This window comes from Halosegnis rubeus (genome assembly GCF_009184545.1).
GTDB classification, from domain to species: domain Archaea; phylum Halobacteriota; class Halobacteria; order Halobacteriales; family Haloarculaceae; genus Halosegnis; species Halosegnis rubeus.
Genome location: NZ_QJOW01000001.1, coordinates 545,379 through 568,705, shown reverse-complemented (window position 1 = coordinate 568,705; position 23,327 = coordinate 545,379). Strand labels below are relative to the sequence as shown.

28 protein-coding genes, 1 tRNA gene and 3 pseudogenes are annotated in these 23,327 nt (G+C 65.3%); 18 read left to right on the top strand and 14 right to left on the bottom strand.

Annotated features, from left to right (window positions below):
• Positions 1-13: 13 nt before the first annotated feature.
• Positions 14-199, top strand: coding sequence for a hypothetical protein (locus tag DMP03_RS02980; RefSeq protein WP_152119227.1), 186 nt, complete (start codon positions 14-16; stop codon positions 197-199).
• On the opposite strand, the gene DMP03_RS02975 is transcribed toward DMP03_RS02980, so the two are convergent.
• Positions 200-1,054 carry a translation initiation factor eIF-2B gene (locus DMP03_RS02975; RefSeq protein ID WP_152119226.1) on the bottom strand — a complete coding sequence of 285 codons (855 nt, stop codon included), beginning with the start codon at positions 1,052-1,054 and terminating at the stop codon, positions 200-202.
• A 75-nt stretch (positions 1,055-1,129) separates the two neighbouring features.
• Between DMP03_RS02975 and DMP03_RS02970 the strand changes: the two genes are divergently transcribed.
• Together DMP03_RS02970 and DMP03_RS14165 are read left to right on the top strand one after the other, a co-directional pair.
• On the top strand, positions 1,130-1,441 hold the full coding sequence (locus tag DMP03_RS02970) for a hypothetical protein (RefSeq protein ID WP_152119225.1): 312 nt from the start codon (positions 1,130-1,132) through the stop codon (positions 1,439-1,441).
• Between the two features lie 83 nt (positions 1,442-1,524).
• Positions 1,525-1,683: a DUF7563 family protein gene (locus DMP03_RS14165; protein WP_172967054.1), complete on the top strand. Its 159-nt coding sequence runs from the start codon at positions 1,525-1,527 to the stop codon at positions 1,681-1,683.
• Between the two features lie 190 nt (positions 1,684-1,873).
• Here DMP03_RS14165 and DMP03_RS02965 read toward each other — a convergent pair whose 3' ends face one another.
• From DMP03_RS02965 to DMP03_RS02955, 4 genes and pseudogenes are all read right to left on the bottom strand, one after another.
• The gene (locus tag DMP03_RS02965; RefSeq protein ID WP_394351027.1) at positions 1,874-4,390 is read right to left on the bottom strand and encodes an RtcB family protein; all 2,517 of its coding nucleotides are present in this window, start codon (positions 4,388-4,390) and stop codon (positions 1,874-1,876) included.
• A gap of 57 nt (positions 4,391-4,447) precedes the next feature.
• Positions 4,448-4,768 (bottom strand): annotated as a pseudogene (locus tag DMP03_RS14815) (RtcB family protein); the annotation flags it as partial.
• 39 nt (positions 4,769-4,807) lie between these two features.
• Positions 4,808-5,224 carry an archease gene (locus DMP03_RS02960; RefSeq protein ID WP_152119223.1) on the bottom strand — a complete coding sequence of 139 codons (417 nt, stop codon included), beginning with the start codon at positions 5,222-5,224 and terminating at the stop codon, positions 4,808-4,810.
• Complete coding sequence (locus DMP03_RS02955) at positions 5,221-6,285, bottom strand: DUF502 domain-containing protein (RefSeq protein WP_172967053.1); 1,065 nt, start codon at positions 6,283-6,285, stop codon at positions 5,221-5,223. Before DMP03_RS02955 ends, DMP03_RS02960 begins: the two co-directional genes overlap by 4 nt.
• Positions 6,286-6,368: 83 nt before the next feature.
• Here DMP03_RS02955 and DMP03_RS02950 point away from each other — a divergent pair, with 83 nt between their 5' ends.
• The 4 genes from DMP03_RS02950 (at position 6,369) to DMP03_RS02935 (ending at position 9,423) form a co-directional block, all read left to right on the top strand.
• Positions 6,369-6,854, top strand: coding sequence for a GNAT family N-acetyltransferase (locus DMP03_RS02950; RefSeq protein WP_152119221.1), 486 nt, complete (start codon positions 6,369-6,371; stop codon positions 6,852-6,854).
• A 48-nt stretch (positions 6,855-6,902) separates the two neighbouring features.
• The gene (priS, locus tag DMP03_RS02945; protein ID WP_152119220.1) at positions 6,903-8,090 is read left to right on the top strand and encodes a DNA primase small subunit PriS; all 1,188 of its coding nucleotides are present in this window, start codon (positions 6,903-6,905) and stop codon (positions 8,088-8,090) included.
• Complete coding sequence (locus DMP03_RS02940) at positions 8,087-8,986, top strand: hypothetical protein (protein ID WP_152119219.1); 900 nt, start codon at positions 8,087-8,089, stop codon at positions 8,984-8,986. The genes priS and DMP03_RS02940 overlap by 4 nt, the downstream gene beginning before the upstream one ends.
• 242 nt (positions 8,987-9,228) lie before the next feature.
• The gene (locus tag DMP03_RS02935) at positions 9,229-9,423 is read left to right on the top strand and encodes a cold-shock protein (RefSeq protein ID WP_152119218.1); all 195 of its coding nucleotides are present in this window, start codon (positions 9,229-9,231) and stop codon (positions 9,421-9,423) included.
• A 49-nt stretch (positions 9,424-9,472) separates the two neighbouring features.
• Here DMP03_RS02935 and hisD read toward each other — a convergent pair whose 3' ends face one another.
• The gene (gene hisD / locus DMP03_RS02930; protein WP_152119217.1) at positions 9,473-10,744 is read right to left on the bottom strand and encodes a histidinol dehydrogenase; all 1,272 of its coding nucleotides are present in this window, start codon (positions 10,742-10,744) and stop codon (positions 9,473-9,475) included.
• A gap of 117 nt (positions 10,745-10,861) precedes the next feature.
• Here hisD and DMP03_RS02925 point away from each other — a divergent pair.
• Together DMP03_RS02925 and DMP03_RS02920 are read left to right on the top strand one after the other, a co-directional pair.
• Positions 10,862-11,700, top strand: a pseudogene (locus DMP03_RS02925) (ZIP family metal transporter).
• Between the two features lie 37 nt (positions 11,701-11,737).
• Entirely contained in the window at positions 11,738-12,406 is a 669-nt protein-coding gene (locus DMP03_RS02920; protein WP_152119216.1) for a metal-dependent transcriptional regulator, read from the top strand.
• Here DMP03_RS02920 and DMP03_RS02915 read toward each other — a convergent pair.
• On the bottom strand, positions 12,403-13,659 hold the full coding sequence (locus tag DMP03_RS02915) for a sensor histidine kinase (protein ID WP_152119215.1): 1,257 nt from the start codon (positions 13,657-13,659) through the stop codon (positions 12,403-12,405). The two genes, DMP03_RS02920 and DMP03_RS02915, sit on opposite strands and share 4 nt — an antisense overlap.
• Before the next feature lie 641 nt (positions 13,660-14,300).
• Here DMP03_RS02915 and DMP03_RS02910 point away from each other — a divergent pair.
• Positions 14,301-14,819, top strand: a complete 519-nt coding sequence (locus DMP03_RS02910) for a hypothetical protein (RefSeq protein ID WP_394351024.1) — start codon at positions 14,301-14,303, stop codon at positions 14,817-14,819.
• On the opposite strand, the pseudogene DMP03_RS02905 reads toward DMP03_RS02910, so the two are convergent.
• Positions 14,807-14,938 (bottom strand): annotated as a pseudogene (locus DMP03_RS02905) (zinc ribbon domain-containing protein); the annotation flags it as partial. The gene DMP03_RS02910 and the pseudogene DMP03_RS02905 sit on opposite strands and share 13 nt — an antisense overlap.
• A 71-nt stretch (positions 14,939-15,009) precedes the next feature.
• Between DMP03_RS02905 and DMP03_RS02900 the strand changes: the two are divergent.
• Positions 15,010-15,135: a hypothetical protein gene (locus tag DMP03_RS02900; protein ID WP_394349694.1), complete on the top strand. Its 126-nt coding sequence runs from the start codon at positions 15,010-15,012 to the stop codon at positions 15,133-15,135.
• 11 nt (positions 15,136-15,146) lie between these two features.
• Here DMP03_RS02900 and DMP03_RS02895 read toward each other — a convergent pair whose 3' ends face one another.
• Positions 15,147-16,499, bottom strand: coding sequence for an NAD(P)/FAD-dependent oxidoreductase (locus DMP03_RS02895; protein ID WP_152119214.1), 1,353 nt, complete (start codon positions 16,497-16,499; stop codon positions 15,147-15,149).
• Between the two features lie 85 nt (positions 16,500-16,584).
• Here DMP03_RS02895 and DMP03_RS02890 point away from each other — a divergent pair, with 85 nt between their 5' ends.
• Both DMP03_RS02890 and DMP03_RS02885 read left to right on the top strand, forming a co-directional pair.
• Complete coding sequence (locus tag DMP03_RS02890; protein WP_152119213.1) at positions 16,585-17,367, top strand: enoyl-CoA hydratase/isomerase family protein; 783 nt, start codon at positions 16,585-16,587, stop codon at positions 17,365-17,367.
• A gap of 39 nt (positions 17,368-17,406) precedes the next feature.
• Positions 17,407-17,643 carry a DUF5822 domain-containing protein gene (locus DMP03_RS02885; protein WP_152119212.1) on the top strand — a complete coding sequence of 79 codons (237 nt, stop codon included), beginning with the start codon at positions 17,407-17,409 and terminating at the stop codon, positions 17,641-17,643.
• A gap of 1 nt (position 17,644) precedes the next feature.
• Here the strand turns inward: DMP03_RS02885 and DMP03_RS02880 are convergent, their stop codons facing one another.
• Genes DMP03_RS02880 through DMP03_RS02870 form a run of 3 tightly spaced genes read right to left on the bottom strand, consistent with a single transcriptional unit; the run spans position 17,645 to position 19,865 of the window.
• Positions 17,645-18,166, bottom strand: coding sequence for an HAD family hydrolase (locus tag DMP03_RS02880; RefSeq protein ID WP_152119211.1), 522 nt, complete (start codon positions 18,164-18,166; stop codon positions 17,645-17,647).
• The gene (locus tag DMP03_RS02875; RefSeq protein ID WP_152119210.1) at positions 18,166-19,293 is read right to left on the bottom strand and encodes an acyl-CoA dehydrogenase family protein; all 1,128 of its coding nucleotides are present in this window, start codon (positions 19,291-19,293) and stop codon (positions 18,166-18,168) included. The genes DMP03_RS02880 and DMP03_RS02875 overlap by 1 nt, the downstream gene beginning before the upstream one ends.
• A gap of 50 nt (positions 19,294-19,343) precedes the next feature.
• Positions 19,344-19,865: a helix-turn-helix domain-containing protein gene (locus DMP03_RS02870; RefSeq protein ID WP_152119209.1), complete on the bottom strand. Its 522-nt coding sequence runs from the start codon at positions 19,863-19,865 to the stop codon at positions 19,344-19,346.
• 105 nt (positions 19,866-19,970) lie between these two features.
• Between DMP03_RS02870 and DMP03_RS02865 the strand changes: the two genes are divergently transcribed.
• Positions 19,971-20,055, top strand: a tRNA-Leu gene (locus tag DMP03_RS02865).
• 135 nt (positions 20,056-20,190) lie between these two features.
• On the opposite strand, the gene DMP03_RS02860 is transcribed toward DMP03_RS02865, so the two are convergent.
• Positions 20,191-20,511 (bottom strand): hypothetical protein, encoded by a 321-nt coding sequence (locus DMP03_RS02860; RefSeq protein WP_152119208.1) that lies wholly within the window; start codon positions 20,509-20,511, stop codon positions 20,191-20,193.
• Positions 20,512-20,659: 148 nt separating this feature from the next.
• On the opposite strand from DMP03_RS02860, the gene DMP03_RS02855 reads away from it, so the two are divergent.
• The 4 genes from DMP03_RS02855 to DMP03_RS02840 all read left to right on the top strand — a co-directional run bounded on the left by DMP03_RS02855 (position 20,660) and on the right by DMP03_RS02840 (position 22,913).
• The gene (locus DMP03_RS02855) at positions 20,660-21,220 is read left to right on the top strand and encodes a DUF420 domain-containing protein (protein ID WP_152119207.1); all 561 of its coding nucleotides are present in this window, start codon (positions 20,660-20,662) and stop codon (positions 21,218-21,220) included.
• A gap of 54 nt (positions 21,221-21,274) precedes the next feature.
• Positions 21,275-22,045 (top strand): pirin family protein, encoded by a 771-nt coding sequence (locus DMP03_RS02850; protein ID WP_152119206.1) that lies wholly within the window; start codon positions 21,275-21,277, stop codon positions 22,043-22,045.
• 31 nt (positions 22,046-22,076) lie between these two features.
• Entirely contained in the window at positions 22,077-22,427 is a 351-nt protein-coding gene (locus tag DMP03_RS02845; protein ID WP_152119205.1) for a VOC family protein, read from the top strand.
• 159 nt (positions 22,428-22,586) lie between these two features.
• Positions 22,587-22,913: a NifU family protein gene (locus DMP03_RS02840; RefSeq protein ID WP_152119204.1), complete on the top strand. Its 327-nt coding sequence runs from the start codon at positions 22,587-22,589 to the stop codon at positions 22,911-22,913.
• Here the strand turns inward: DMP03_RS02840 and DMP03_RS02835 are convergent.
• On the bottom strand, positions 22,895-23,269 hold the full coding sequence (locus DMP03_RS02835; RefSeq protein WP_152119203.1) for a metal-dependent transcriptional regulator: 375 nt from the start codon (positions 23,267-23,269) through the stop codon (positions 22,895-22,897). The genes DMP03_RS02840 and DMP03_RS02835 overlap by 19 nt on opposite strands.
• Between the last annotated feature and the right edge of the window lie 58 nt (positions 23,270-23,327).

Below are 23,327 nucleotides of genomic sequence, written 5' to 3'. Positions count from 1 at the left end.
CGTACGGGGGGATATGCACGATAGGAAGCCCTCCACCACCACTGCCGGAGACGCGCCGAAGCTGGCGCTGTTCTGTCAGGAGTGTGGACACACGAGCAAGCTCGGTGGCGACTGGCTGCTCAGAGAAGACGACGGCGGCTACTGGATTGTCTGTCCCGACTGTGAGACGACCGTCGTCTCACAGCCCGTCTTCGAGTAGTCAGGGCCGTTCGACGCCCTCGTCGGTGACGACGGTGTCTACCAGATGCAGTGGCGTCGCGTCGTACGTCGGGTTCACCACCTCGAACCCCTCCGTCGGCTCGCGGATCACCTCCGTCGCCGACCGGTTCTCGTTCTGGAACGCGAAGCCACCTTCGTCGATGATTTTCGTCGACGAGCCGACGACCGTCATCGGGACTTCGAGTTCGCCTGCCGTCGCCGCAATCGGTAGCGTCCCGACCCGGTTGTACAGCTGCTCGTCGACGATACAGGTCATCCCGACGACGACCCGGTCACAGGAATCGAGGATGTGTCCGGCAGCGGCATCCGTCAGCAGATGTGGCGTCGCGCGGTCGATACCCGCGAGGGTCCGGACCGTCTTGCGTCCGATGTATCGGGGGCGCGCCTCGGTCACGTACACGTCGAGGTGGACGCCGTCGCGAGCCGCGAGCTCAATGGCCTCCAGCAGCGTCGAGGAGTAGTCGTGGGTGAGGATGGTGTCGCCGTCCTCGAACCGCTCGGCGGCGGCCACAGCAGCGTCTTCCTTCGCCGTCATCACCTCGTCGACGACGCGGTCGATGGCGTCTTCCGTCGCCGCCACGGCGTCGGCGACGGTGTCGGGGTTCGACTCGTCGACCGCCGTGACGATGTCCCGCTGGGTCGTGTGGAGGGAGGCGTGTGAGGGGTTCGCTCGCCGGAGCGCGTTGGAGTTGTGTTCGAGGTCGCGCAGATACTCGCTCACGGTCGGATACTCGCGGTCGGCCAGCTCTCGGAGGGCGTTTGCCGCCTTGACGGCGACGACCGACGAGGAGTGGGTCTGCATCGCCTCGATTTCGGCGACGGTCTCGTCTATCATACCCGAGTGCGACGGCGGGCGCGGACAAAGAGCTTCGGACACGGGACTCAAGCCGTTCCCTCCCATACCCGACGTATGGTCACGGTGAGCTACTACTGCCCGCGGTGTGAGACGCTTGCCGAACTCGAACGCGACGCCGCCTTGCGCGACAAGTGCGTCACGCCCGAGCCGCTCGACGGCTGGGAGTATCTCCCCGCGTACGAGCTCGACGGCGAGATTGACCCGCAGGAGCGAGCCGACGGCGTCGAACTGGTGTGTGGCGCGAGCGAATCGACCGACGAGGGGTGTGGAGAGCCGTACTATCTCTCGTTTATCAGATTCGACAACGGCGAAGAACTTGACCCTCGCGTCGGGACCGTCGACGTGAACTTCGATTTTCTGAAGTAGAGTATCACGGTTTCCCGTGAAACCACTTCACGTGGTGGTGACAACTCAGAAGCTACTTACGTGTCAGACCGAACAACGTGGACATGGCTAACTGTCTCAACTGCGACTCTTACGTCTCCGAACAGTACGTGAAGGTGTTCGCCCCGGACGAACTGTCGAGCGTCCGCGTCTGTCCCCACTGTGAAGACAAGATGCGCGACGGCAACGGTGTGCGCGAGGCGCGGGCACCACGGCAGCAATAGCACCTTTTTGCACTTCGCTCGCGGCGAAGCCGCTCGCTCAGGCAAAAATCTGCATTAAAAAGACACGTCGGCCCTCCCGTCGCTCGCTTCGCTCGCGGTGGTCAGGCCTCGGTCCCGAGCCTCCCGTTGGTCGGCTCGGTGAAACGCCTCGCTACGCTCGACGTACAAGTGACCAGTACCGCGACCGCACTCAGCCCTTGATGTTGCAGACCGGGAACGTCCGAGCCACTTTATCGCCGATGCCGAGCGCGTCCGAAATCCTGACCACCTCGTCGATATCTTTGTAGACGCCGGGGGCTTCCTCCGCGATTGTCGCACCCGAGGAGGCTTTGACGTACACCTTCTGCTGGTCGCGGAGGTCGTCCTGCACGTCGCCGCCCCAGAACTCGTCTTTCGCTTGGGTGCGCGACATCAGTCGGCCGGCACCGTGGGCCGTTGAGCCGAACGTTTCCGACAGGGAGTGGTCACCGCCCGAGAGCACGTACGACCCTGCACCCATCGACCCCGGGATGATGACGGGCTGGCCCGTGTCGCGGTAGGCCGTCGGCACCTCCGGGTGGCCGGCGGGGAACGCCCGCGTCGCTCCCTTCCGGTGGACGAACAGTTCCGTCTCGCCCGCGCTCGTCTGGTGGACCTCGCGTTTCGCGATGTTGTGGGCCACGTCGTACAGCAGTTCCATCTCCATCTCGCGCCAGCTCCGGTCGAACACGTCGGCAAAGACCTCCCGCGTCCGGTGCATGATGAGCTGTCGATTCACCCACGCGAAGTTGATGCAGGCGCACATCGCACCGTAGTATTCCTCCGCGAGGTCGGAGCCGGCGGGTGCGGCGGCGAGTTCCCGGTCCGGAAGCTGCGCGAGCAGGTCGTCGTGTTCCTCCTCGATTTGCCGGAGATAGTCGTTGCAGGTCTGGTGGCCCAGCCCGCGCGAGCCACAGTGGATGAGCACGACCACCTGCTCCTCGCTGAGACCGTAGGCGTCTGCGGTGTCGGTATCGAAGATGTCCGTCACGCGCTGGACTTCGAGGAAGTGGTTGCCGGAGCCGAGACTCCCCATCTGGTTCATCGCGCGGTCTTTCGCACGCTTCGAGACGGCGCTCGGGTCGGCGTCGAGCCGCCGGCCACCGTCCTCACAGTGGGTCAGATCCGACTCGATCGCCCACCCTTCTTCGAGTGCCCACTCGACGCCGTATTCGAGCGCGGCGTCGATGGATTCACGCGACCCGTCGATGACACCGCCACCGCCGAGGCCGGTCGGCACCGCGTCGAACAGCGCGTTCGTCAGCTCCTCCTCGCGACCCTCGATATCGTCGTAGGTGAGGTTCGTCCGCATCATCCGGACGCCGCAGTTCGAGACGACGAAGCCGTCTGCGATGAAGTTATGCGCGTCGTGTTCGACGCCGATATCATAAACCGGTTCAGCTCCAGCCAACTCGATCTGTTCGATCGCTGTTTGGACCGTATTGTCGGGGCGCACCGACACCTCCGTACGGAACTCCTCGTAGTCCGGAAAGTCGGCTGGAGGACGTGGACGACCGCTTCGGCCACTCCACGCGCTTCGCTCAATGAATCGGTCGTTGATGTCGGACTCGGCACGGAGCGTACTGACGGGCGTACCGCCGTCAGCACGGGTGGCAACCTCGGCTGCAATTTCGGCCCGGCGTTCGATGGTGTGTTCTTTCCGCTTTAGATACTGCATCGCAGCGGCAGCCTCCTGTTGTTTGTGCTCGTTGTATCGGTAGCCGACAGTCGAGAAGAACTGAATGAGGTTTTCCGAATCGTTCTTGATACCAACTCGGAGTCGCTCAACACCGTCGCGCGAGTCGGCCTCAAACCGTTCGACCGTGTTTGTCTCGATGCCGAGCGAGTTGAGTGCATCAGCGACCTCGTGCATGAACTGCTCGCCTGCATCCGCGACCGCCCGTTCACGATTCTGTGAGACCTTCGGACAGTAGAGATTCTTGTCGTGTTGTGCACTCGGCGCACTCATCTCCGCCCCGAAGTACGCAGACAGATACAGGGCACGTTGCCAGTCGGTCAGTCGGTCGAAGTACGCTGGAGTGGTGAATCCGGATTCGACTTTCGGCCCCCTCGGCGCACCAAGTTTCGTGAGAAGCTTGTTGAACCCTCTTGCGCCGACCTTCACGCTGTGCTCTGTCCGCGAGAATTCGGTTTCATTTACCTGATGGTCGCGCTCGCGTTCGTAAACTGGCGACGGGGAGAAGCCGAGCGCCGAGATATCGTCACGAATCGCTTCGAGGTCCTCACGGTCGGCGTAGAACCAGCTTTGAGCCCCCGAGAACGAACCATCCCCCGTGTGGAAGCCAACGAGTTTCAGCAGCCGGGCGAACGCATCGTCGGTTGACCGGAGCGGAAGTAAATCCTGTTCGGTGAGGTGGCTGACGAGCTGGTGGTTCTCGTCTTCGAAGTCGCTCTCGTCCAGTAGGGTGAACTCTTCTGGCTGTTCGTCCACAACGCCCACGAAGCCACTAGTGAGTACGGTATCTCCGGTGTCGAGCTCATCGAGTTCCACCATCCCATCGGGAGTCATGAACGGGTGGTCGGCAGTCGCACGGACAGTATCCCCGTCCGTGGTCGTCACCCGGAACACCTCTGTTGGTTTAGATTCCGTGAACAGTTGAATCTGAGAGTTGACTCGGTCCTCACCGGTCGCGACGACGGCCTGTTCATCCTCGAACCGTCGGTCCAGCGTCTCGATAGGAGCCCGACGCCCGAACGAGAGCGTGACCTCGGTATCCTTCGGAAGGCAGTTGATGTCGTAGCCGACCGCTCCCGGCGAAATACAGCCATCTTCGGCATCGATGGCGGCCACCCCGCCGACGGGGAAGCCATACCCCTGGTGGCCGTCGGGCATACAGATGGCGTAGTCGGTGACGCCCGGCAGGTGGGTCGTGTTCCGGAGCTGTTCGATGGTGCGGTCCTCTGAGATTTCTTCCAAGAGGTCGCGGCTCGCGAGCACGCGGGCCGGAACGCGCATGTCTCCCTGTTTGGGGAGTTCCCAGACGAACTCGCGGCGGCGGTGGAGGGTGTAGCCGCCCGCCTCAAACGTCTCGTCGTCGTCGCTCATGGCGAGACTCCTCGCGGCGCGGCGGAATAGCTTTCGCTCTCAGACGTCGAAGACCACGTACGTCTCCCAGCCGTCGTCGGTCCGGGCGACGGAGAGCTGTGAGTACGTGACGGCTTTCACCCCGCGGGCGGCGACCGCGTCAAGCGGGAGTCCGCGCGCGCTCGCCGTGATCTCCCATTCGTCGGCCGTCCCGGTCACGGCGGCGGCGTGGTCACAGGGGAGGACGCCGCGCACGTCGCGCTGGTAGATGAGCTCGTCCAGATACGAGAACAGCAGCGTCTCCAGCGTGGACTCCCGGACGGCGAGTTCAAACCGGTCGCCGCCGGGCGGGTAGTCGTCACACATCGCCGCAGTCAGGCCGTCGGCGGTCGCGGCAAAGGCAGTATCGAGGGTCGACCCGCGGGCCGCGACCGCAACATCGGCGGTGTGATCGCGGAGTTCGAAGCGACCGGTCACGTCTCGGTGTCGTCGTCGCGGCGGCCGGCGCGTTCTGCCGGCGTGTCGGTCGTCGGCTCGCGGGTCGCGTCGTCGCGGTCTGCCAGCTCGGCGGGGGGTGGGTCGGTCTCATCCGTGTCGCTGTCTCGCTTTGCCGCCTCGGCCGGGACTGTGTCGGTCTCCTCGCGTTCGGCCGTGCGCTCGCGGTCGGCGATTTTGTCGGGCGTATCGGAGTGTTCGGGGGCGACTTCGGTGTCGTACTCTTCGACCCGCGCATCGGTGTCCTCGCCCTCGTCCGTGACTGCTCGCTCTTGCCCGGGTTCGATGTGTTGTTCGATGCGTTTGATGCTACCGAGCGTCTCCATCTCGTCCGGGCTGAGCCCGCGCAGGTCGGGACCGTCGTCGCTGTCGGTGAGCGCGACTCCGGAGGTGACGATCGAGCGAAGTCCCTGCTCCACGGTGATGTCGACGTCCACGACGCGGTCACGAGAGACGTGGATGACGAACCCGCCCATCACGGGGTTTGGTGCCATCGGCATGAACAGCGTCACCATGTCTTCGTGGCCGGTGTCGCGCTCGATGACGGACGGCGTCTCGGCGGTCTTGAACGCGACCGTGTACGACCCCTCGCCGGGGTACTCGACGAGGACGATTTCCTGGAAGCTGTCGGTGTCCGAATCCAGCATAATTTCGGACATCTCGTTGAACGAGGTGTAGACGGAGCCGAGCCCCGGAATCCGGGACATGAAGTCATCGAAGTACGCGCCGAACTTCGTGCCGCGCTTCGAGAACTCCGCGACGAGACCAAGCAGGAAGATGAAGCAGACGAAGACGACGACGGCGAGCACCTTTATCTGACCGTCGGTGAACTCGTTCGGGCCGAACGGACTGCTCCGGAGACCGTCGACGAGCGGCTGGAGTGCGCTGTCGATGTACCCCACGCCGAAGTTGACGATGAGCGCAGTGACGATGAGCGGAACGACGGTCGCGATGCCGGTCAGGAACGAGCGGCGGACGACCTCGCTCACCGAACTCGCGCCGTCGGTCTCTCCCTGCGCCTCATCGTCAACGCTGAACGACATACGGGTACCGACACGTCCACCCATTATAACCTTCCGGGGGGAGGGGCGTTGGAGTTAAATTCTCCCGCTCGTAGGTTCTACCAGTGAGTGCCACAGTCGAACTTCGCGTCGTCGAACAGGGTGACGACACCTTCGTCGAGGACGCGTGGGCACTGAAGGAGGGAATTCGGCGGGAGGAGGGCGTGCTCCGCCAGCGGCGCGGCTTCTTCACCGACGCGTACGCCCGGTCGCGGACGTTCGTACTCATCGAGCGCACACTGGACGAGGAGCGACTCGTCGGCTTCGCCTCGGTCCGGCGTGACGGGTACATCCTCTTTCTCGCCGTCGATCCCGACGAACGCGGGGAGGGACACGGCAAACGGCTCGTCGCCGCCGTCGCCGAGGAGTACGGCAAGGTCACCTGTCACGCGCGCACCAGTAACGAAAACGCACTCGAGTTCTACCAAGGAATTGGCTTCGAGGTCGTCCGGAAGATCGACAACTACTACGAGGATTACGGTGACGCATACTATCTCCGGTTAGGCGAGGACTCCTTCACGGAGAAGCTGTCGCGCTTCTTCCGGCGGTGACGCGGCGAAGGACATGTTTTTACTCCCGAGTCCCGCAGTTCGAAACCGATGAACGAGCGGACGCGGACGTATCTCTCGGGTCGGTTCGGCGACTACTACCGCCGGAGCGACATCGAGGGACCGCCGGCGTCCAACGAACGCGAGTGGGGCCACATCCCGTTCACGCCGGGCGAGGGAACGACGATGATTCGCCACCAGTCGTGGCACGAAGTCGCCGGTAGCGGCTCGATTACGGACTCTCTCGCCCGCGAGCAGCCACGCCACGTCTACCACTCCGTCGGCCGCTACGACGACCCCGACGCCTCGCGGATGGGGGCAAAGGGGTGGCGCGGGGCAGACCTTGTTTTCGACCTCGACGCCGACCACCTTCCCGGCGTGGACCCCGAGGCGACGAGCTACGCCGGGATGCTCGCCGCCTGCAAGGAGACGCTGTTCGACCTGCTGGATTTCCTCGAGGGGGACTTCGGGTTCACCGATCCGACGGTCGTGTTCTCGGGTGGCCGTGGCTACCACGTCCACGTGCGCGCCGACCGCGTGCAGGGTCTCGGGCGCGACCAGCGCGACGAGATCGTCGAGTACGTCCGCGGTCCAGACGTGGCCTTCGAGGACCTGCTCCGGACGGAGACGGTCGAGGGGCTCGGCCTGAAGAATCCGACACAAAAGCGAATGTTGCCGACTGAGGGCGGGTGGGGTGCCCGCGTCCACCGCCACCTGCTCGAGCTCGTGGACGAGATTCGCGAGCTTCCCGAGGAGGAAGCGCTCGCCCGCTTACGGGAGTTCGACGGCGTCGGCGAGGGGAAGGCGAAGGCCACCCTGCGTGCGGCGACGGACAGCTACGACCAACTGCGCGACGGCAACCTCGATGTCCACGCAGCAGTGGTGTCCATCGCGAAGCGACTGTTCGAGCAGACGCTCGCGGAAGACGGCGCACCCATCGACGAGCCGGTGACGACGGACATCAATCGGCTCATCCGGCTGCCGGGAAGTCTCCACGGCGGCTCCGGGCTGGTCGTCACCGAAATCGACCGGGGCGACCTCGACGACTTCCGACCGCTCCAGGACGCGATTCCGGCGCAGTTCCGCGGCCACGAGGTTCAGGTCGAGGTGACCAACCCCGGCCCGACGACCTTCGACGGGGAGCAAGGATTTATGATAGCGGAAGGGAAACAGGCGGTGGACGAAGCGCTCGGTGTGTTCCTGATGGCTCGGGGCCGCGCCGAGAAGGTGGCAGAATGAATCTCGACGAGCTCCAATCCATCCAGAGCAGGGAACGACAGGCGAGTAGCCTGCAGAATCTCCGCCCCAGCTTCTATCAGGACGTGGGGGAGTTCATCCAGGAGCTGACCCGCGAGCGCGACCGCGCCGCGGAACGCGCGGACGATCCCTTCTCCTCGCCGGAGGTGCGGCGGCTCTCGGACGACATCGAGACGGCAAAATCAACCGTCGAGGCGATTTACGAGCGCCGCGTCGGCAAGGTGGTCAAGATGGCCTCTATCGCCGCCGCCGGGATGCCGACCGACGAGAACGGGCTGACCGACGAGGAGCGCGAGCTGTTCTCGACGCTGGTCGAGCGTATCGAGCAGAGCCGCGAACACGTTCTCAACGGCGTGCTCGAAGGCGACGGGTCAGGAATCTCCTGTTCGCGCGAACCGGTGACGGAGCCGAGCGAATCGGAGCCGACGCCGAATCCGACCGACACGCCGGCGAGCGACGACCCCGCGCCGGAGCCGAGTGCCGCCGCCGAACTCGGGTTGGACCCGACGCCCGACACCGACGACGCGCCGCCCGCACCGCCGGACACGCCAGCCGATGCCAGGGCGAGTGGTGAGGTGAGCGCCGCGGACATGATGGGCGATGGCGACGACACCGGTTCCGAGGCGGCCGCGGGCGACCGCACGCCCGCCACGCGCACGACGGCCGATGCCGCCGGTGCGGACGACACTGCCGCCGCTGACGAGTCCGGCGAGTCGCCGAGCGTCGACCGCACTACCGTCCGCATCACGCGTGACGTGGGTGAGGTGTTCGGCGTGGACGAACGCTCGTACGACCTCTCGGCCGAGGACATCGTGGACCTCCCCGCCGAGAACGTCGAGCCACTCCTGAAGCAGGACGCCGCCGAACCACTGGAGTAGCGTCCTCTGTCGTGAGAGTGTGTACCGTGAAACAGTGGCGCGTCCGTCATGTGTCGCGAATCCGCGTATCCACCACGAGCGCGACGGCTCCCGACCGTACGGTCGAGAATCCTGCCAAGAGCCGACGTGTCGAAACATATGTCCACCAAAATCGTGCTTCGAGTTCCATTCGTGTGTTCGTCTGACACGCAGTCGGACGAATGCCAACCCTTAACCGTGGCTCGGGACTGTGTATTGATGTAATGGTAAACGGTACGGTTGACTTCTTCAACGACACTGGCGGCTACGGTTTCATCGAGACTGACGACTCTGACGACGACGTGTTCTTCCACATGGAGGATGTCGGCGGCCCGGACCTCGAAGAGGGGACGGACGTGGAGTTCGAAATCGAACAGGCAGACAAGGGCCCGCGCGCGACGAACCTCGTCCGCAACTAAGCTACAGTCCTCAATCGACTTCTTTCATTTATTGACCGGCGAGCGACGGCTACTCCTCGAACCGCTTGCGAACGCTCTCGGCGTGTGCCTCCAGCCCCTCGGTTTCGGCCAGCGTCGTGACCGTCTCAGAGATGTCAGCGAGGGCGTCGCGGTCGAGCCGCTGGACCGTCTGTGAGACGAGGAAGTGGTCGACGGAGAGACCGCCGGTCGTCTTCGCCAGCCCGCCCGTCGGGAGGACGTGGTTCGGGCCGGCGGCGTAATCGCCCGCCGCGACCGGGGAAAACGGGCCGAGAAACACGCTCCCGCCGGCCTCGATGCGGTCGAGCAGCTCCTCGTCGTTTTCCGCTTGAATCGAGAGGTGTTCGGCCGCGTACTCGCCGGCAAACAGCACGGCCTCGGACATCGACCGCGCGGTGAACACGCCGGAGGCGTCGTTGTCGAGCGCCTCCTGAATCACGTCCCTGCGGTCGCGCTCTGGGGCCTGTCGCTCACACTCCGCGGCGATGTCGCCTGCAAGGGACTCGTCGGGCGTCACGGCGACGACGGAGGCGTTCGGGTCGTGTTCCGCCTGTGCGACGAGGTCGGAGGCGACGACGGCGGGGTCTGCCGTCTCGTCGGCGATGACAAGCACCTCGGAGGGACCGGCGAGGAAATCGATTTCACAGTCCTCGCGCACCTCGGCCTTCGCCGCGGTGACGAACCGATTGCCGGGACCGACGATCTTCTCGACGCTCGAGACGGACTCGGTCCCGTACGCGAGCGCGGCAATCGCCTGTGCCCCGCCGGCCTGATACACGGCGTCAGCATCGGCGGCGTGGATGGCCGCCAGCGTCGCGTCGTTCAGCTCCGCTGCGGGGGGAGTGGCGACGGCGACGTGGTCGACGCCGGCCACCTTCGCCGGGATGACACCCATCAGTGCCGAGGATGGGTAGGCCGCGGTCCCGCCGGGGACGTACGCCCCGACGCGTTCGAGCGGGCGATACCGCCGGCCGAGCTCGCGGCCGTCGAACTCTCCCGTCCAGTTGTCCGGACGCTGAGCCTCGTGGAACTCGCGGATGTTGGCGGCGGCGGTCTCGATGTGGGCGAGCAGATCGTCGTCGAGTCGGTCGGCGGCGCGTTCGACTTCGTCGGTGATGTCGACGTTGCCGACGGAGACGCCGTCGAACTCCTCGGCGTACTCACGCAGCGCCACGTCACCCTCGGTGCGGACGCGTTCGACGATGTCGCGGGCGGTGTCGCGGGCGGCGGCGACGCCGGCGTCTCGGTCGAACAGCGCGGCCCGCTCGTCGGGCGATAAATCGGCGACCGCTTGGACGTTCATACCCGAGCCTCGGCGCGCATGATGAAAAGCCGACCGCACGCGTGTGACCGGTAGGTTGAATGTCCGAACGGGGATTCGACGGTAGATGGACACCGGTTCGACCACGGCGGGGCAGCGATGATAGAATCGCAGTTCGTCCAGCTGTTCGGCGAGAACCGCGTCGTCTGGGGACTGGTGGGCGGGCTGGTCATCGCAGGGATGAATCTCGTCGGCGCGCTGCTGATTCTCGTCTGGCGAAACCCCTCACAGAAGGGTCTCGACACCTCGCTCGGCTTCGCCGGTGGCGTCATGGTCGCGGCCGCGTTCACCAGCCTCCTCATTCCGGCCATCGAGCAGTACGGTAATCTGTTGACGACGAGCATCGGCTTCGTGCTCGGGGTTGGATTTCTCGCCGTGAGCGGCTACTGGGTACCGTACGTCCAGCGGCTCATCACCGGAAAGACGGGCGAAGCAGCGCTGATGGCCGAGTCCGGCGTCTCCTCGCCACACGAAATTGATTACTCGTCCGGCCGGCTCGCGGGAGTCGTCGTCTTCATCATCGCCATCACGCTCCACAACATGCCGGAGGGACTGGCGGTCGGCGTCGGCTTCGGCAGCGGGAACCTCAGTGACACCATCCCGCTGATGATTGCCATCGGCACCCAGAACATTCCGGAGGGCTTTGCCGTCGCGGTCGCGGCCCGCAACGCCGGTCTCGGCTCGCTGTGGTACGCCTGCGTCACCGGGCTGCGCCCGGGGCCGTCGAGATTCCCATCGCGGTCTTCGGAGCGGCCGCAGTCACCGTCGCCGAGCCGCTGCTTCCGTACGCGATGGGCTTTGCCGCCGGCCGGATGTTGTATGTCATCGTGAACGACATCGTCCCCCAGACTCACGACCACGGCCACGACCGGACGGTCACGCTCGGCACGATGGTCGGGCTCTTGCTCATGCTTTCGCTCGACATCGCGCTGGCCTGAGAGGAGGACTTAACACACGGACCACGCTATGTCGCGTATGCTCAGTGCGGTCATGGAGGATTACATCAAGGCGATATACACGCTCGAAGAGCCGGACGAGCGTGTCGCCACCTCCGCACTCGCGGAGTATCTCGACGTGACACCGCCGACGGTGTCGAGCATGCTCCAGAAGCTCGAAGAGCGCGGGCTCGCAGACCACGAGAAGTACAAGGGCGTCCGACTCACCGACGAAGGGGAGGTCGTCGCCCTCGAAATCCTCCGACACCACCGCCTGCTGGAGTCGTTCCTGACGGAGACGCTGGATTACGACTGGGCCGACGTGCACGACGAGGCGGACCGGCTCGAACACCACGTCTCTGCGGAGCTGACCGACCGCATCGAGGCCGCGCTCGGGAACCCCGAGGCCGACCCCCACGGCGACCCGATTCCGAACCGAGAGCTCGAACTACCCGAGAGCGACTCGACCCGCCGGCTCGACGGCGCGAGCGAGGGGGAGACGCTCATCGTCCGTCGCATCCGTCACCAGGGCGACGAGGAGCTCCGGTATCTCGCCGACGCCGGCGTCGAACCGGGCGAACGGCTCGACGTGCTCGGCGTGGCTCCGTTCGGGATGGTGACGGTCGCGACCGACGCCGGCGAGCAGTCGCTCCCACAGGAGATCGCTCGGCTCATCGAGACGGTTCCGGCAAGCGAGGCGACCGTTTAGGTCCGAACCTCGAAGCGCGTCCCTGTCTCCGCGTCGGCGAGCGAAATCCCCCAGCCGTGAGCCCCGATAATCTCGCTGACGATGGAAAGCCCGTAGCCGGTACCCTGCTCAGCTGTCGTGTGGCCGTGTTCGAACACCTTGTCGGCGCTCTCGGCGGGGATGCCGACGCCGTCGTCGGCGACGTAGAAGCCGTCGTCCGTCGTGCCGACGGTGACGGTGAGCGGCTCGGTCGCGTCGGCGCGGCCGTGAGTGACGGCATTGGCGAACAGGTTCACGAGCGCCTGTTCGATGCGGTCCGGGTCACCCTCAACCACGGTGTCGCCGTCGAGTTCGAGCGTCACGTCCCCTTCGCGGTCGACCGAGTCCCACGCGTCGCGTGCGACCGACTCCAGTGTGACCGGCTCGCGCTCCCGGAGTATCTCACCGTTGCGCGCGAGCGTGAGCAGGTCGTCGATGAGGTCGCTCATGTCGCGGAGCCCGTCGAGTACGTCGTCGATGTACTCGGTCCGGTCGTCGGCGACGAGGTGGGCGTTGGCGTGTGCGACGGAGAGCGGATTCCGGAGGTCGTGGCTCACGATGCTGGTGAATCGGTCGAGCCGCTCGTTTTGTCTCGCCAGCTCCTCCTCGCGGTCGACGCGGTCGGTGACATCACGACCCGTGAGGAGATACGCCGTCTCTCCCTCGTGCATGATATCGGCGACCGAGAGGTCGAGGACGACGCGGTCGCCGTCGCCCCGCTCGACCGTCACCTCGGCCGAATCGCCGTCCTCGAACGGGACCGCCAGCCCGAATTCGGTGTTCTCGTCGCCGAGCAGTTCGAACACCGGCGTGGCGACGAGGTCGGCGTAGTCGCGTCTCAGTAGGTCACTCGTCGCCGGATTCGCGTCAAGCACCTCACCGTCGGGGGTGGCGACGATGACGGCGTCGTTGACGTTCTCAAAGACGGACGCCGAGAAGGCACGGTGCGTATCGAACCGCTCGCTGCTCTCGCGGCTCGACTGCGTGCGGAACGTCGCCGCGAGCAGGCGACCCGACTCCGTTTCCGTATCGCTCAGCGACACGTCCACCGGCACGGTGTGGCCGTCGCGGTGTTGTGCGACCAGTCCGACGCCGTCCCAGTCGAGGTGTCGCGTCCCGGTGTCGAGATAGCGGGCCATCGCCGCGTGGTGTTGGTCGGTGAACTCCGCGGGGACGAGCAGTTCGACCGACTCACCGATGAGTTCCTCGGGGGTGTAGCCGAACAGCGACTCCACGCCGCCGCCGGCGAAGTGGATCGTCTCCGTCTAGTCGACGACCAGCGTCGCGTTCGGTCCACCGGTGATTGCCCGGAGTAGCTGCTGTGCAGTCGGCTCTCCTCCGTGTTCGTCGGTGGACCATCTCACAGCAACAGTACGTGGTCGCCGAAGTTGACTCCCCCTGTTCAGCCCAACCGGGAACACGAGCCGGCGGTTCACGAGTGTGATGTCGCCCCAAACACTAACGACCAATCTCATCCCGTGGCGGCGTGCCGCGTCGATTGGCTAACCCTCGTGTGGGGCGCGCCCCTGTAGGTGGGGCCAGTCCCTGTCGCCGGCTCACGCCGGCTCTGCGTTCGGCCACGCGTGGCGTGGCCCGTGTCGCACGCCCGGGTTCTCCACCGCGTCATCGCGCGCTGGTGCGGCCTCTGGGTGGGGACTAAAGGCGTGCGTCCGTACTGGGATACAGAGACGGATACCAGTTTCGGGCTGTTCAGCGTAATGCAAGGTGGAGCCTCCGACCTCAGGGAGCGAGCGTAGCGAGCGAGTAGGTCGGAGAGGAAACCGACCCGGTACTACGCTCCCCAAGCTCGATGGCTGGCCGACTCCCTCACAAGCCGTTAGTAGTATAAAGACAGTGGCCTACATCTGACGTACGGATGGAGGTACGTCGCACTGTCCCCGTCAAACTCGACGTGGCCGACAGCGACGCCGACCTTCTCCACGAAACCATCTCCGAGTTCCTGTGGGCCGCTAACTACGTCGTAGACCACGCGTGGCAAGACGAGTACAAGACGACGAGCAAAGCCGAACTTCAACGCGAAACCTACGACGACGTGCGGGCCGAAACGAGGCTCCAAGCGAACCTCGTCCAGAACGCCCGCAACAAGGCCGCCGAAGCGGTGAAGGGCGTCGTCGCGCGTTGGAAGCACGGTGACTATGCGGGAAAGCCGAACTTCTCCGCGCCGACGCTTGTCTACGACAAGCGGTGTGCGACGTTCAACGACGACCACGCCACACTCTCAACCGTTGAAGGACGCATCACTGCCGAGTACGTTCTTCCTGACGAGAGCCGCGAGACACCCCACTCGGAGTATCTATTCAACGACGACTACGAAGTGACGGGCGCAGAGCTGCACTACCGAGACGGCGAGTTCTATCTTCACGCCGTGTTATAGTCGGCGTTCACTTCGTAGCCACACTTCTGGCAACAGAACCGCTCTTGCGTCTGGCGGTTCTCGCGGAGCGTCGTCCCGCACTTGGAACACCGTTGGGAGGTGTACTCGGGATTTACCTGAGCAGAAGAACATCGGTCTGAAGTATCTCCGCGCGGCGCAAACGTCGTCGGGCGGAGGCGCACCCGTAGACGTGCGCTTGAATCGCGGGATGTTGAACGTGAACGGCGAGTACGAGCCTGCCTATGAAGGCCAGAACGGGAGTCCACGCGAAAGCCCCACCCTCAACGAAGCGAACGGCGAAACCGTGAGCGAGTAGGGTGGGGTAGTTTACACGGCGTACTCCGCTTCGCAAATCTGGGCGTACCGGCGGTCGCGGAGGCCGAACTTCGCCCACTTGTAGCTGGCCAACAGCTTCGCGCCCGTCACGCCGTTGGTGAGCACGTCGCGGTTGTCGTAGAAGCCGTCCTCGGGGAGCACCGCGTCGACGAGCCGGAAGATGCGGTCCCAGTCGGCGGGCGTGTTGTCGGCCACGATGTCACCCATCGCGACGTTGCGCCGGAGTTCGTCGCCGATGGCGTGGTTCCACTCGTTGTTGTACGCGCGCAGCGTCCCCCGGGCGGCGAGGCGGCCAGCAATCGCACCCGTCCGGACGGCGACGTGGTCACCGCCCTCGTGGAACGCGCTCGTCGTCCCCATCGCGCCGCCGGCGACAGCGATGTTCGCGGCCGTCGGCGACTCGATCGGCCGCGTCGAGGAGATCGGGTACGTCTCGGTGCCGTTCGTCTTGCCCCGGTCCTCGACAATCGGGAAGTCATCGAGGTCGTAGTTCGGGTAGACGTGCTCGAGCAGGCGCTCGATGTACGTGCCACCCTGCGGGATGCGGTCGTCCTCGGAGGAAAGTAAGGGATAGCTGTCTCGCTCGCGCACGTCTTCGATGTCCATCCCGATGGGCATCGTCAGGCCGACGCGGGCGACCTGGCCGTCGTTCGGGAACACCCACGGGTAGGCGGTGTGACCGGGCATGTGGCCCCACCAGAACTTGATGCGGTCGTGTTCGAGCAGCTCCTCGGGAATCTCCCGGTACTCCTGGTAGGCGATGTGGTTGGCGCGCTGGGTTGCCATCCGGTCGAACTCGCCGCCCGGGAGTAGGGGGTCGAGCACCTGCCCGGTGATCGTGCGCTGTGGGCCGTCAGCGAGGACGAGATATCGCGTCGTGTACTCGGAGCCGTCACGGAGGGTGACGGTGTGGGACGGCTCGCCCGTCAGGTGGGTGTCGACCTCGCGGACGCCGTTGCCGACCCGGTACTCTGCGCCGGCTGTTTCGCTCCGCTCGCGGAGCCAGTCGTCGAACCGGGCGCGGTGCATGGTGAACCCGAAGTTGGGGTAGTCGCTGTCGATGCCAGTCGAGTTGAGCGCGACCGACTCGTTCGGGGAGATGAAGTCCGCACCGGAGAGTTCGCGGTGTTTGACGCGGTCGGGAATCGGCTCGTCTACGTCCATCAGTTCGACCCAGTAGTCGAGGATGCCGGCGGCGTCGGTGGAGTCGGGACCGAGCTGCTCGCGGTCGGCGCGTGGCACCCCTTTCTCGATGACGAGCGCGTTCGCGCCCTCGCGTGCGGCGGCGTGGCCGGCAGCGGAGCCGGCCGGGCCACCGCCGACGATGACGACGTCGTAGTCCATACACGCAGACAGTCGCAGGGCGGCTTAAATCGCCTGCATCCTCACCTCTCACCACAGTTATCCCGCCGGCCCGAGAGGGGCGAGTATGGCAGATTCAGTGCGTATCGAACGCGAGGGAGCTGTCGGCCGACTCGTCTTCGACCGGCCGGGCGCGAACAACGCGATGGACGCTGCAAGCGCAGCCGCGCTCCACGAGGGCGCAGTCGAGTTGGCGAGCGACGACGACGTGCGGTGTCTCGTCTTCACTGGCGTCGGCGGCGTCTTCAACACCGGCGCGGACCTGACGACGCTGGAGGGTGACGAGCGCGACGAGCCGGCCATCGGGTCGCTGGCAGCGTCGTTACACGAGTTCGTGGAGACGCTCGCCGGTGCGCCGAAGCCGGTCGTCTGTGGTGTCAACGGCGTCGTCGCCGGTGGCGGTATCGGCACGGCGCTCGTGGGTGATATCGTCATCATGTCCACGAGCGCGCGGTTCCAGTTCGCGTATCCGGCTATCGGACTCTCCGCGGACGGCGGCTCCTCGTACTTCCTCCCGCGGCTGGTCGGGCTTCGTGACGCCCAACGCATCGCGCTCCGGAACGAGCCGGTCGGGGCGTCAGAAGCCGAGGAGCTCGGACTCGTCACGGAGACGGTGCCCGACAGTGAGTTCGACGAGCGACTCGCGACGGAGGCGGAGACCCTCGCCGCCGGCCCGACGCAGGCGTACGCCGAGACCAAAGCCCTGCTCCAGACGAGTTTCGACCACGGGCTGGGCGAGCAGTTGGACCGCGAGGCCGACCGCATCGCCGGCTTGACGACGACCGACGACTACGAGGCGGGCTACGAGGCGTTCTTCGGCTCCGGAAGCGCATACTTCAGCGGAGAGTAGACCGAAACCGCTTACCTGCTCGTCCGTCTTTTCCGAGGTGTGCCAGAGCGCGTTGAGACGTACGAGACCGACGGTGTCGATTTCGGATGGGTGATGCAGGTCACCTTCGTCACGACCATCGTCGTCGGTGCACCCGTCGTCGCGCTCGCTTCGCTGTTCTTCGAGCTGTCTTCGTGGGGCGCGTGGGCGGAGTTCGCAATCAGAGTCGGCGCGCTCGTCTGGTTCGTGACGGCGACGTGCGTCTACGTCTACGCGCGCCGCAACGTCGAGGAGTAAGCTACGCGTGCAGCCACTCGTCGACGTACGCGAACTCGACGCCCGCGCGGTCTGCCGTCACCTCGTCGCGCTCGCCGTCCCCGACGAAGGTGACCGTCTCGGGATCGACGCCGAGTCGCTCGATAGCCACGCGGAGCGGTTCTGGGTCCGGCTTCTCGGTCGAGACGGAATCGCGCCCGACGACGACGGGAGCGTGGTTGGCGAGCCCGTGCGTGTCGAGGGCGATCTCGCAGGCGCGCTGGCTGTTGAGCGAACAGACCGCGACCGGCGCGTCACGCGCCAGCAGGTCCGCACAGGCGAGCCGCTCGCTCGCGCGTGCACCCTCACGTTCGTGTCCGGCGATAATCTCCTCGACGGCGTCGAGGTGTCCCGTCTCGCGGGCGCGTTCGTACACGCCCCAGAGTGTCTCGTACGCGAACGAGACACCCCGCTCGTCGAGGAGCGTAACGCAGTCGTCAGTCACCGCGGCCCAGTCGACAGCGAGGTCGACGACGGTCCCGTCGAGGTCGTAGACGACCGCCATCACTCCAACAGCTCCCGGGCGATGACTGTGCGCTGAATCTGTGAGGTGCCCTCGTAGATGGTCGTGATCTTGGCGTCCCGGTAGAACCGCTCGACGGGGAAATCGGTCGTGTAACCGTAGCCGCCGTGGATCTGGACGGCCTCGTTTGCTACGTCGACGGCCGTCTCGCTGGCGCGCAGCTTCGCCATCGAGGCGGCCTCGGCCGGCGGCTCGTCGTCGTCCAACCTGCGGGCAGCGTCGCGGGTGAGCAGCCGGGCGGCCTGTGTGTCGGTGCGCATCTGTGCGAGCTTGTGGCGAATCGACTGGATGTCGGCGATCGGTCCGTCGAACTGCTCGCGGTCTTGCGCGTACGACCGCGCCGCGTCGAGGGCGGCCTGTGCCACGCCGACGGCCTGTGCGGCGATGCCGACGCGCCCGCCGGTCAGAATCGAGAGCGCCGCCGACAGCCCGCGCCCCTCCTCGGTGAGTCGGTACTCGGCCGGGATGCGCGCACCGTCGAACGAGAGGGTCGTCGTGTCCGACCCGCGAAGGCCGAGCTTCTCTTCTTTCTTGCCGACGGCGACGCCGTCGGTCGACTTGGGAACGACGAACTGCGTCACGCTCCGGGAATCGTCGCGGTCGGTCTTCGCGAAGAGGATGACCACCTCACCACGCTCCCCGTTCGTAATCCACTGCTTCTCGCCGTCGATGACGTACTCGTCACCCTCGCGGCGGGCCTGCGTGCTCATGTCGGCCGGATTCGAGCCGGCGTGTGGCTCCGAGAGTGCGAAACACCCCACCGGACGGCCGTCGGCCATCTCGGGGAGGAATCGCTCTTTTTGCGTCTCGTCGCCGAACGTCGCCAGACAGGAGGTGGCGAGACAGTGGACCGAAAGCGCGGTCGCGACCGCCAACTGCCCGTGGGCGAGTTCCTCGTTCACGACGGCGTAGGTGAGACCGTCGACGTCGAGCCCGCCGTACTCCTCGGGGACGGTGAGCGCGGTCAGGTCGATATCGGCGAGCCCGTCCCACACGTCCTCGGGGAAGGTCTCAGTCTCGTCGGCCTCCTGAGCGGTGGGGCGCACCTCTTCGCGGGCGAACTTCCGGACGGTGTCGCGGATGGCGCGCTGTTCCGTGGTGAGGTCCATACCTGTCCTTGTCGCGTGCTCGCAAAAGTTGCCCGTTCGACGCGACCGACCTACTCGTCGGAGAGTTGGACGTTGAGCCGTTCCTCGATGGCCTCGATGAGCGACCCGGGAATGTTCGCCCGATTCGCCCGGCCCTGTTCGACCGCGAGCACGTCGGCCTCGGTGACGCCGAGTTCGCCCGCGAGCTCACTCGTCTGGAGACCGGCGGCCTGTCGCGCCTCGGACATCACGTCGCCGTAATCGCTCACCAGATACGGGAGCGGGTCGTCCTCGTAGTCGGTGCCCTGCTCCCAGCGCGAGGAGTCGACGGCGTTGGCGTCGGCCATGCGCGCGGCGTTTTGCGCTGCCTTGCGCCGGCGGTCGGTCGTGTCGTCGCCGGGGCTGGCCTCGTCGCGACCCTCCGTCTCGCGTTGTGTCTTGCCGCCCTGTTCCCCGTGTTGTGAACAGTCACTACAGACCTGCAGGCGCGCGCCAGCGACGGTCTCGTCGGTGAGCGAGACGCCCTCCTTCCCGCAGAGTTCACAGCTGTCGGCGTCGTCGGAGCCGACACCGCCCGTCGAGTACTTCGCCATACCGTCTAATAACTCACAGCGGCTACTTCAATCGCTCGTCCCCCGGCCGGGGAGAATCGCTTTCCTTTTGTATGCCACCGCAGTACGCTGGAATGCACACAGCGTGCGTGGGTAGCCAAGCTAGGCCAACGGCGCAGCGTTGAGGGCGCTGTCCTGTAGAGGTCCGCCGGTTCAAATCCGGTCCCACGCACTGCCCGGTGGCGTCCGCCACCACAGTGCGGGTGCTCGTCGCAGAGACAGCACCCACGCATCATCCTATCGACGCTACACTCACGAGCGACTGCGTTGTCCTGCAGCGCGGACGCGACTCTTTAGTACAGGCGGCTCACTCCACAAACAGCGTCTCTCGACAGCTGTCGAGGAACTGCGTGAGGTCACTGCCCACGTCGAGACCGACCGAGAAGCCGAACGTCGGGTCGTCGTCTGCCGGCAGCGTCAACACGAGGAGGTCCTCGAAGTAGTGGACCGAACCACGCAGTCTTCCGTGACCGGTGAGTCCACCCTTGTCGGCGGGGTTGCTCTCCGCGCGATACAGCTCCTGAAGCCGGCGTGCGCGGTCGCGAGCCTCGTCGCCGTCGATACCCTCACGCCGGTAGAGGAACTTCATCGCCCCTTCACGGTACTCCAGACAGGTTCGCAGTCCCACACCCGACTCCGTCGCCAACTTCTCTAACAGATCCCCCGGTTTGGCATACCGGAACGACGAGACCGGCCGGTATAATCCCCTGTGCTAGCGGAGTGACACCCCCGACGAGAGCGCCACGGCTTTTGCTACTCGGCTCCGACTGTCCGGTATGCAGAGGGTCGTCCGCGGTCGGGTCAGAGAGTGGACCGCCGTTCTCAGCGTCGTCTCGCTCGCGCTCGTCTTCGGGGCAGCGCTGGGTGCGATTCCCCGAGCGCTGTTGCCGGTCGCGCCCGACGCCGTCTTCGACGCGATTCCCCACGTGAACGCGGTGCTCTCGACGCTCGCTATCGTAACCATCGTCGCCGGCGTGACGGCCTCCCGTCGGGGCGACTACGAGCGCCACCGCCGGCTCATGGTCGTCTCGCTTTTTTTGTTTGCGGGCTTTCTCGTCCTGTATCTGTACAAGGTGACGATACAGGGGCCGGCGTCGTTCCCCGGCCCGGCCGCCGTCGAGCAGTATCTGTATCTGCCGTTGCTCGCGGTCCACATCCTGCTCGCCGTCGTCTGTGTGCCGCTGCTCTACTACGTGTTTCTGCTGGCCGCGACGCGCCCAATCACGGAGGTGTTCGACACCCGGCACAAGCAGGTCGCACGGGTCGCTGCCGCGTTGTGGGTCGTCTCCTTCGTCCTCGGGAACGTCGTCTACGTGCTCTTGTACATCGTCTACTGACGTTGGCAGGTGACGACGGTGGACGTATATCCGTCTGTGGCGTACCCCGTTGACATGAGTCTCGACGCCGAAGCAGACCGAGAAGCCGCCGCCGGTCTCTACAAGGCCACGCGGACGAACGTGACGCAAAATCAGGGGAAATTCAGGATCCACTTCAACTTCCCCGGCCGGAACCACCCCGACCACGAGGACCACGGCTACGGCCCGCTCTCGACGGTCGTAGAATCGTTCATGGACCCGGACACGCTCATCGGGATGCACCCACACCGCAACGAGGACATCATCTCGTGGGTGCCGGCGGGCGTGATGCGCCACGACGACGGCGACGACAACGTGCTCGTCACCGACAGCGACCACCTGATGGTGATGAACGCCGGCCGCGAGTTCTGGCACGAGGAGCGCACCAACCCCGAGGACCCGCCCCTCCGGATGCTCCAGATATTCGTCCGCCCGCACACCCTGAACATGGAGCCGAACATCCAACACGAGCCGATTCCCGATCCCGTGGAAAACGAGTGGCGACACCTGTTCGGACCGGAGGGGACCGACGCGCCGCTGTTCGTCCGCAACGAGGTCGACCTCTACGACGCGCGCATCGGCGAGGGCGCGACGGTAGAGATTCCGACGGCCGGGGGTCGTGACACCTACTTCTACGTCTTCGAGGGAGAACTCGACGCGGGCGGCGAGACGTTCACCGAGGCCGAGAGCGGTCTCTACACCGGCGACGGCTCGCTCTCGGCGGCCGCCACCGAGGAGAGTATCGTCGTCGCGTTCACCATCAACCCCGACGCCGAAGTTACGCGACAGGGCACCATCGGTCGGTAGGATTCTTCAGCCGCGCCGGCGAACGCGGCACATGGCAGGCATCGTCTTCTTCGGGACGACCGGACGCGACCGGCTCGTGGAGTGGTATCTCAATCGCGTGGACGCCTCGGTGTGGCTCGAACAGCCCGGCTGTACGATTCTCAGCCACGAGGGGTTCCGGTTCGGCTTCTGTGACGCCGACGAGACCGAAACCGAGGGTATCCTCACCTTCGTCTACGAGACGCGCACAGCGGTCGAGACGATGCACGACCGACTGGGCGAGGCGGTTCGCGAGGAGCCACACTACAACGACCAATACGACATCTACCAGTTTTTCGCCGCCGACCCCGACGGACGCACCGTCGAAATCCAGACGTTCGAACACGAAACACCCGAAATCTGAGTCGAAAAGTTTGGCCGGCCAAAACAGTCCATATTCTGAGAGGAAATTTGGCCGTCCAAAGAATATCTCCTTTAGAGCGCCCTAAACGCCCGCGTAGCCGATTTTTAGGTCCGCCAAACAAGGCACATTTATTACATATCCGTGCGTATTGACGGGTGTATGAGTGCTGAAAGCCTCGAACGACGGACGCGGAACTACCTGCAGAGCAACGTCCCACAGATTCAGGACCACGGCGGTCACTTCGAAATCGAAGACGTGGACGAGGAGGCCGGTGAGGTCACCGTCGCCATCGGCGGGGCCTGTTCGGGCTGTGGGATTGCACCGATGACGATGAAAGCCATCCGTGAACGGCTACCGGACCACGTCAGCGACATCGAGACCGTGAACGTGCGCCGGACCAGCGGTCCGCGCGCGGCAGTCATGCCGGACAAGACCGAGGAGATGGAGGAGATGGACGAGTACACCGACTACTCGCCGCCGTTTTGAGACGGCTCCTCGAGTAGCGTCGCCGCGAGTCGTCGTGCGACGGTGGGGCTGACGGCACCCGCCATCTCCATCGCTTCCTGTTCGTACTCCGGCAGTTCGAGTACGTCTCGAAAGAACCACGAGAGCGTGACGTACGTCTCGTGAAGCTGCTGTGCGCGGTCGTATCCCGCGTCGGTCAACGCCGCACCCTCGTGGGGTTCATACTCGACGAGTTTCGTCGCCGCGAGGTCGTGAAACGCCTCGGTCACGGTGCCGGCGGTCCGGTCGGTCCGCTCCGCGACGGTTCCCGACGAGACGGGAGCCGACCCCTCGTGTTCCGTGATGTAGAGGGCCAACAGATACAGCGACCGGCTCATGGCCGGGTCGGTCGCAGCGTGAGTGCTCGGGGGGCGCGCATACACGGCCTTTTTTCCG

What these genes read in the sequence shown, in the direction of transcription:
- DMP03_RS14165 (WP_172967054.1), top strand. Translation starts at nt 1,525, where the DNA reads ATGGCTAACTGTCTCAACTGCGACTCTTACGTCTCCGAACAGTACGTG.
- DMP03_RS02840 (WP_152119204.1), top strand. Translation starts at nt 22,587, where the DNA reads ATGAGTGCTGAAAGCCTCGAACGACGGACGCGGAACTACCTGCAGAGC.
- DMP03_RS02920 (WP_152119216.1), top strand. Translation starts at nt 11,738, where the DNA reads ATGCTCAGTGCGGTCATGGAGGATTACATCAAGGCGATATACACGCTC.
- priS (WP_152119220.1), top strand. Translation starts at nt 6,903, where the DNA reads ATGAACGAGCGGACGCGGACGTATCTCTCGGGTCGGTTCGGCGACTAC.
- DMP03_RS02940 (WP_152119219.1), top strand. Translation starts at nt 8,087, where the DNA reads ATGAATCTCGACGAGCTCCAATCCATCCAGAGCAGGGAACGACAGGCG.
- DMP03_RS02955 (WP_172967053.1), bottom strand. Translation starts at nt 6,285, where the DNA reads ATGTCGTTCAGCGTTGACGATGAGGCGCAGGGAGAGACCGACGGCGCG.
- DMP03_RS02980 (WP_152119227.1), top strand. Translation starts at nt 14, where the DNA reads ATGCACGATAGGAAGCCCTCCACCACCACTGCCGGAGACGCGCCGAAG.
- DMP03_RS02880 (WP_152119211.1), bottom strand. Translation starts at nt 18,166, where the DNA reads ATGGCGGTCGTCTACGACCTCGACGGGACCGTCGTCGACCTCGCTGTC.
- DMP03_RS02835 (WP_152119203.1), bottom strand. Translation starts at nt 23,269, where the DNA reads ATGAGCCGGTCGCTGTATCTGTTGGCCCTCTACATCACGGAACACGAG.
- DMP03_RS02910 (WP_394351024.1), top strand. Translation starts at nt 14,301, where the DNA reads ATGGAGGTACGTCGCACTGTCCCCGTCAAACTCGACGTGGCCGACAGC.
- DMP03_RS02935 (WP_152119218.1), top strand. Translation starts at nt 9,229, where the DNA reads ATGGTAAACGGTACGGTTGACTTCTTCAACGACACTGGCGGCTACGGT.
- DMP03_RS02875 (WP_152119210.1), bottom strand. Translation starts at nt 19,293, where the DNA reads ATGGACCTCACCACGGAACAGCGCGCCATCCGCGACACCGTCCGGAAG.
- DMP03_RS02895 (WP_152119214.1), bottom strand. Translation starts at nt 16,499, where the DNA reads ATGGACTACGACGTCGTCATCGTCGGCGGTGGCCCGGCCGGCTCCGCT.
- DMP03_RS02970 (WP_152119225.1), top strand. Translation starts at nt 1,130, where the DNA reads ATGGTCACGGTGAGCTACTACTGCCCGCGGTGTGAGACGCTTGCCGAA.
- DMP03_RS02845 (WP_152119205.1), top strand. Translation starts at nt 22,077, where the DNA reads ATGGCAGGCATCGTCTTCTTCGGGACGACCGGACGCGACCGGCTCGTG.
- DMP03_RS02975 (WP_152119226.1), bottom strand. Translation starts at nt 1,054, where the DNA reads ATGATAGACGAGACCGTCGCCGAAATCGAGGCGATGCAGACCCACTCC.
- DMP03_RS02850 (WP_152119206.1), top strand. Translation starts at nt 21,275, where the DNA reads ATGAGTCTCGACGCCGAAGCAGACCGAGAAGCCGCCGCCGGTCTCTAC.
- DMP03_RS02890 (WP_152119213.1), top strand. Translation starts at nt 16,585, where the DNA reads ATGGCAGATTCAGTGCGTATCGAACGCGAGGGAGCTGTCGGCCGACTC.
- DMP03_RS02870 (WP_152119209.1), bottom strand. Translation starts at nt 19,865, where the DNA reads ATGGCGAAGTACTCGACGGGCGGTGTCGGCTCCGACGACGCCGACAGC.
- hisD (WP_152119217.1), bottom strand. Translation starts at nt 10,744, where the DNA reads ATGAACGTCCAAGCGGTCGCCGATTTATCGCCCGACGAGCGGGCCGCG.
- DMP03_RS02855 (WP_152119207.1), top strand. Translation starts at nt 20,660, where the DNA reads ATGCAGAGGGTCGTCCGCGGTCGGGTCAGAGAGTGGACCGCCGTTCTC.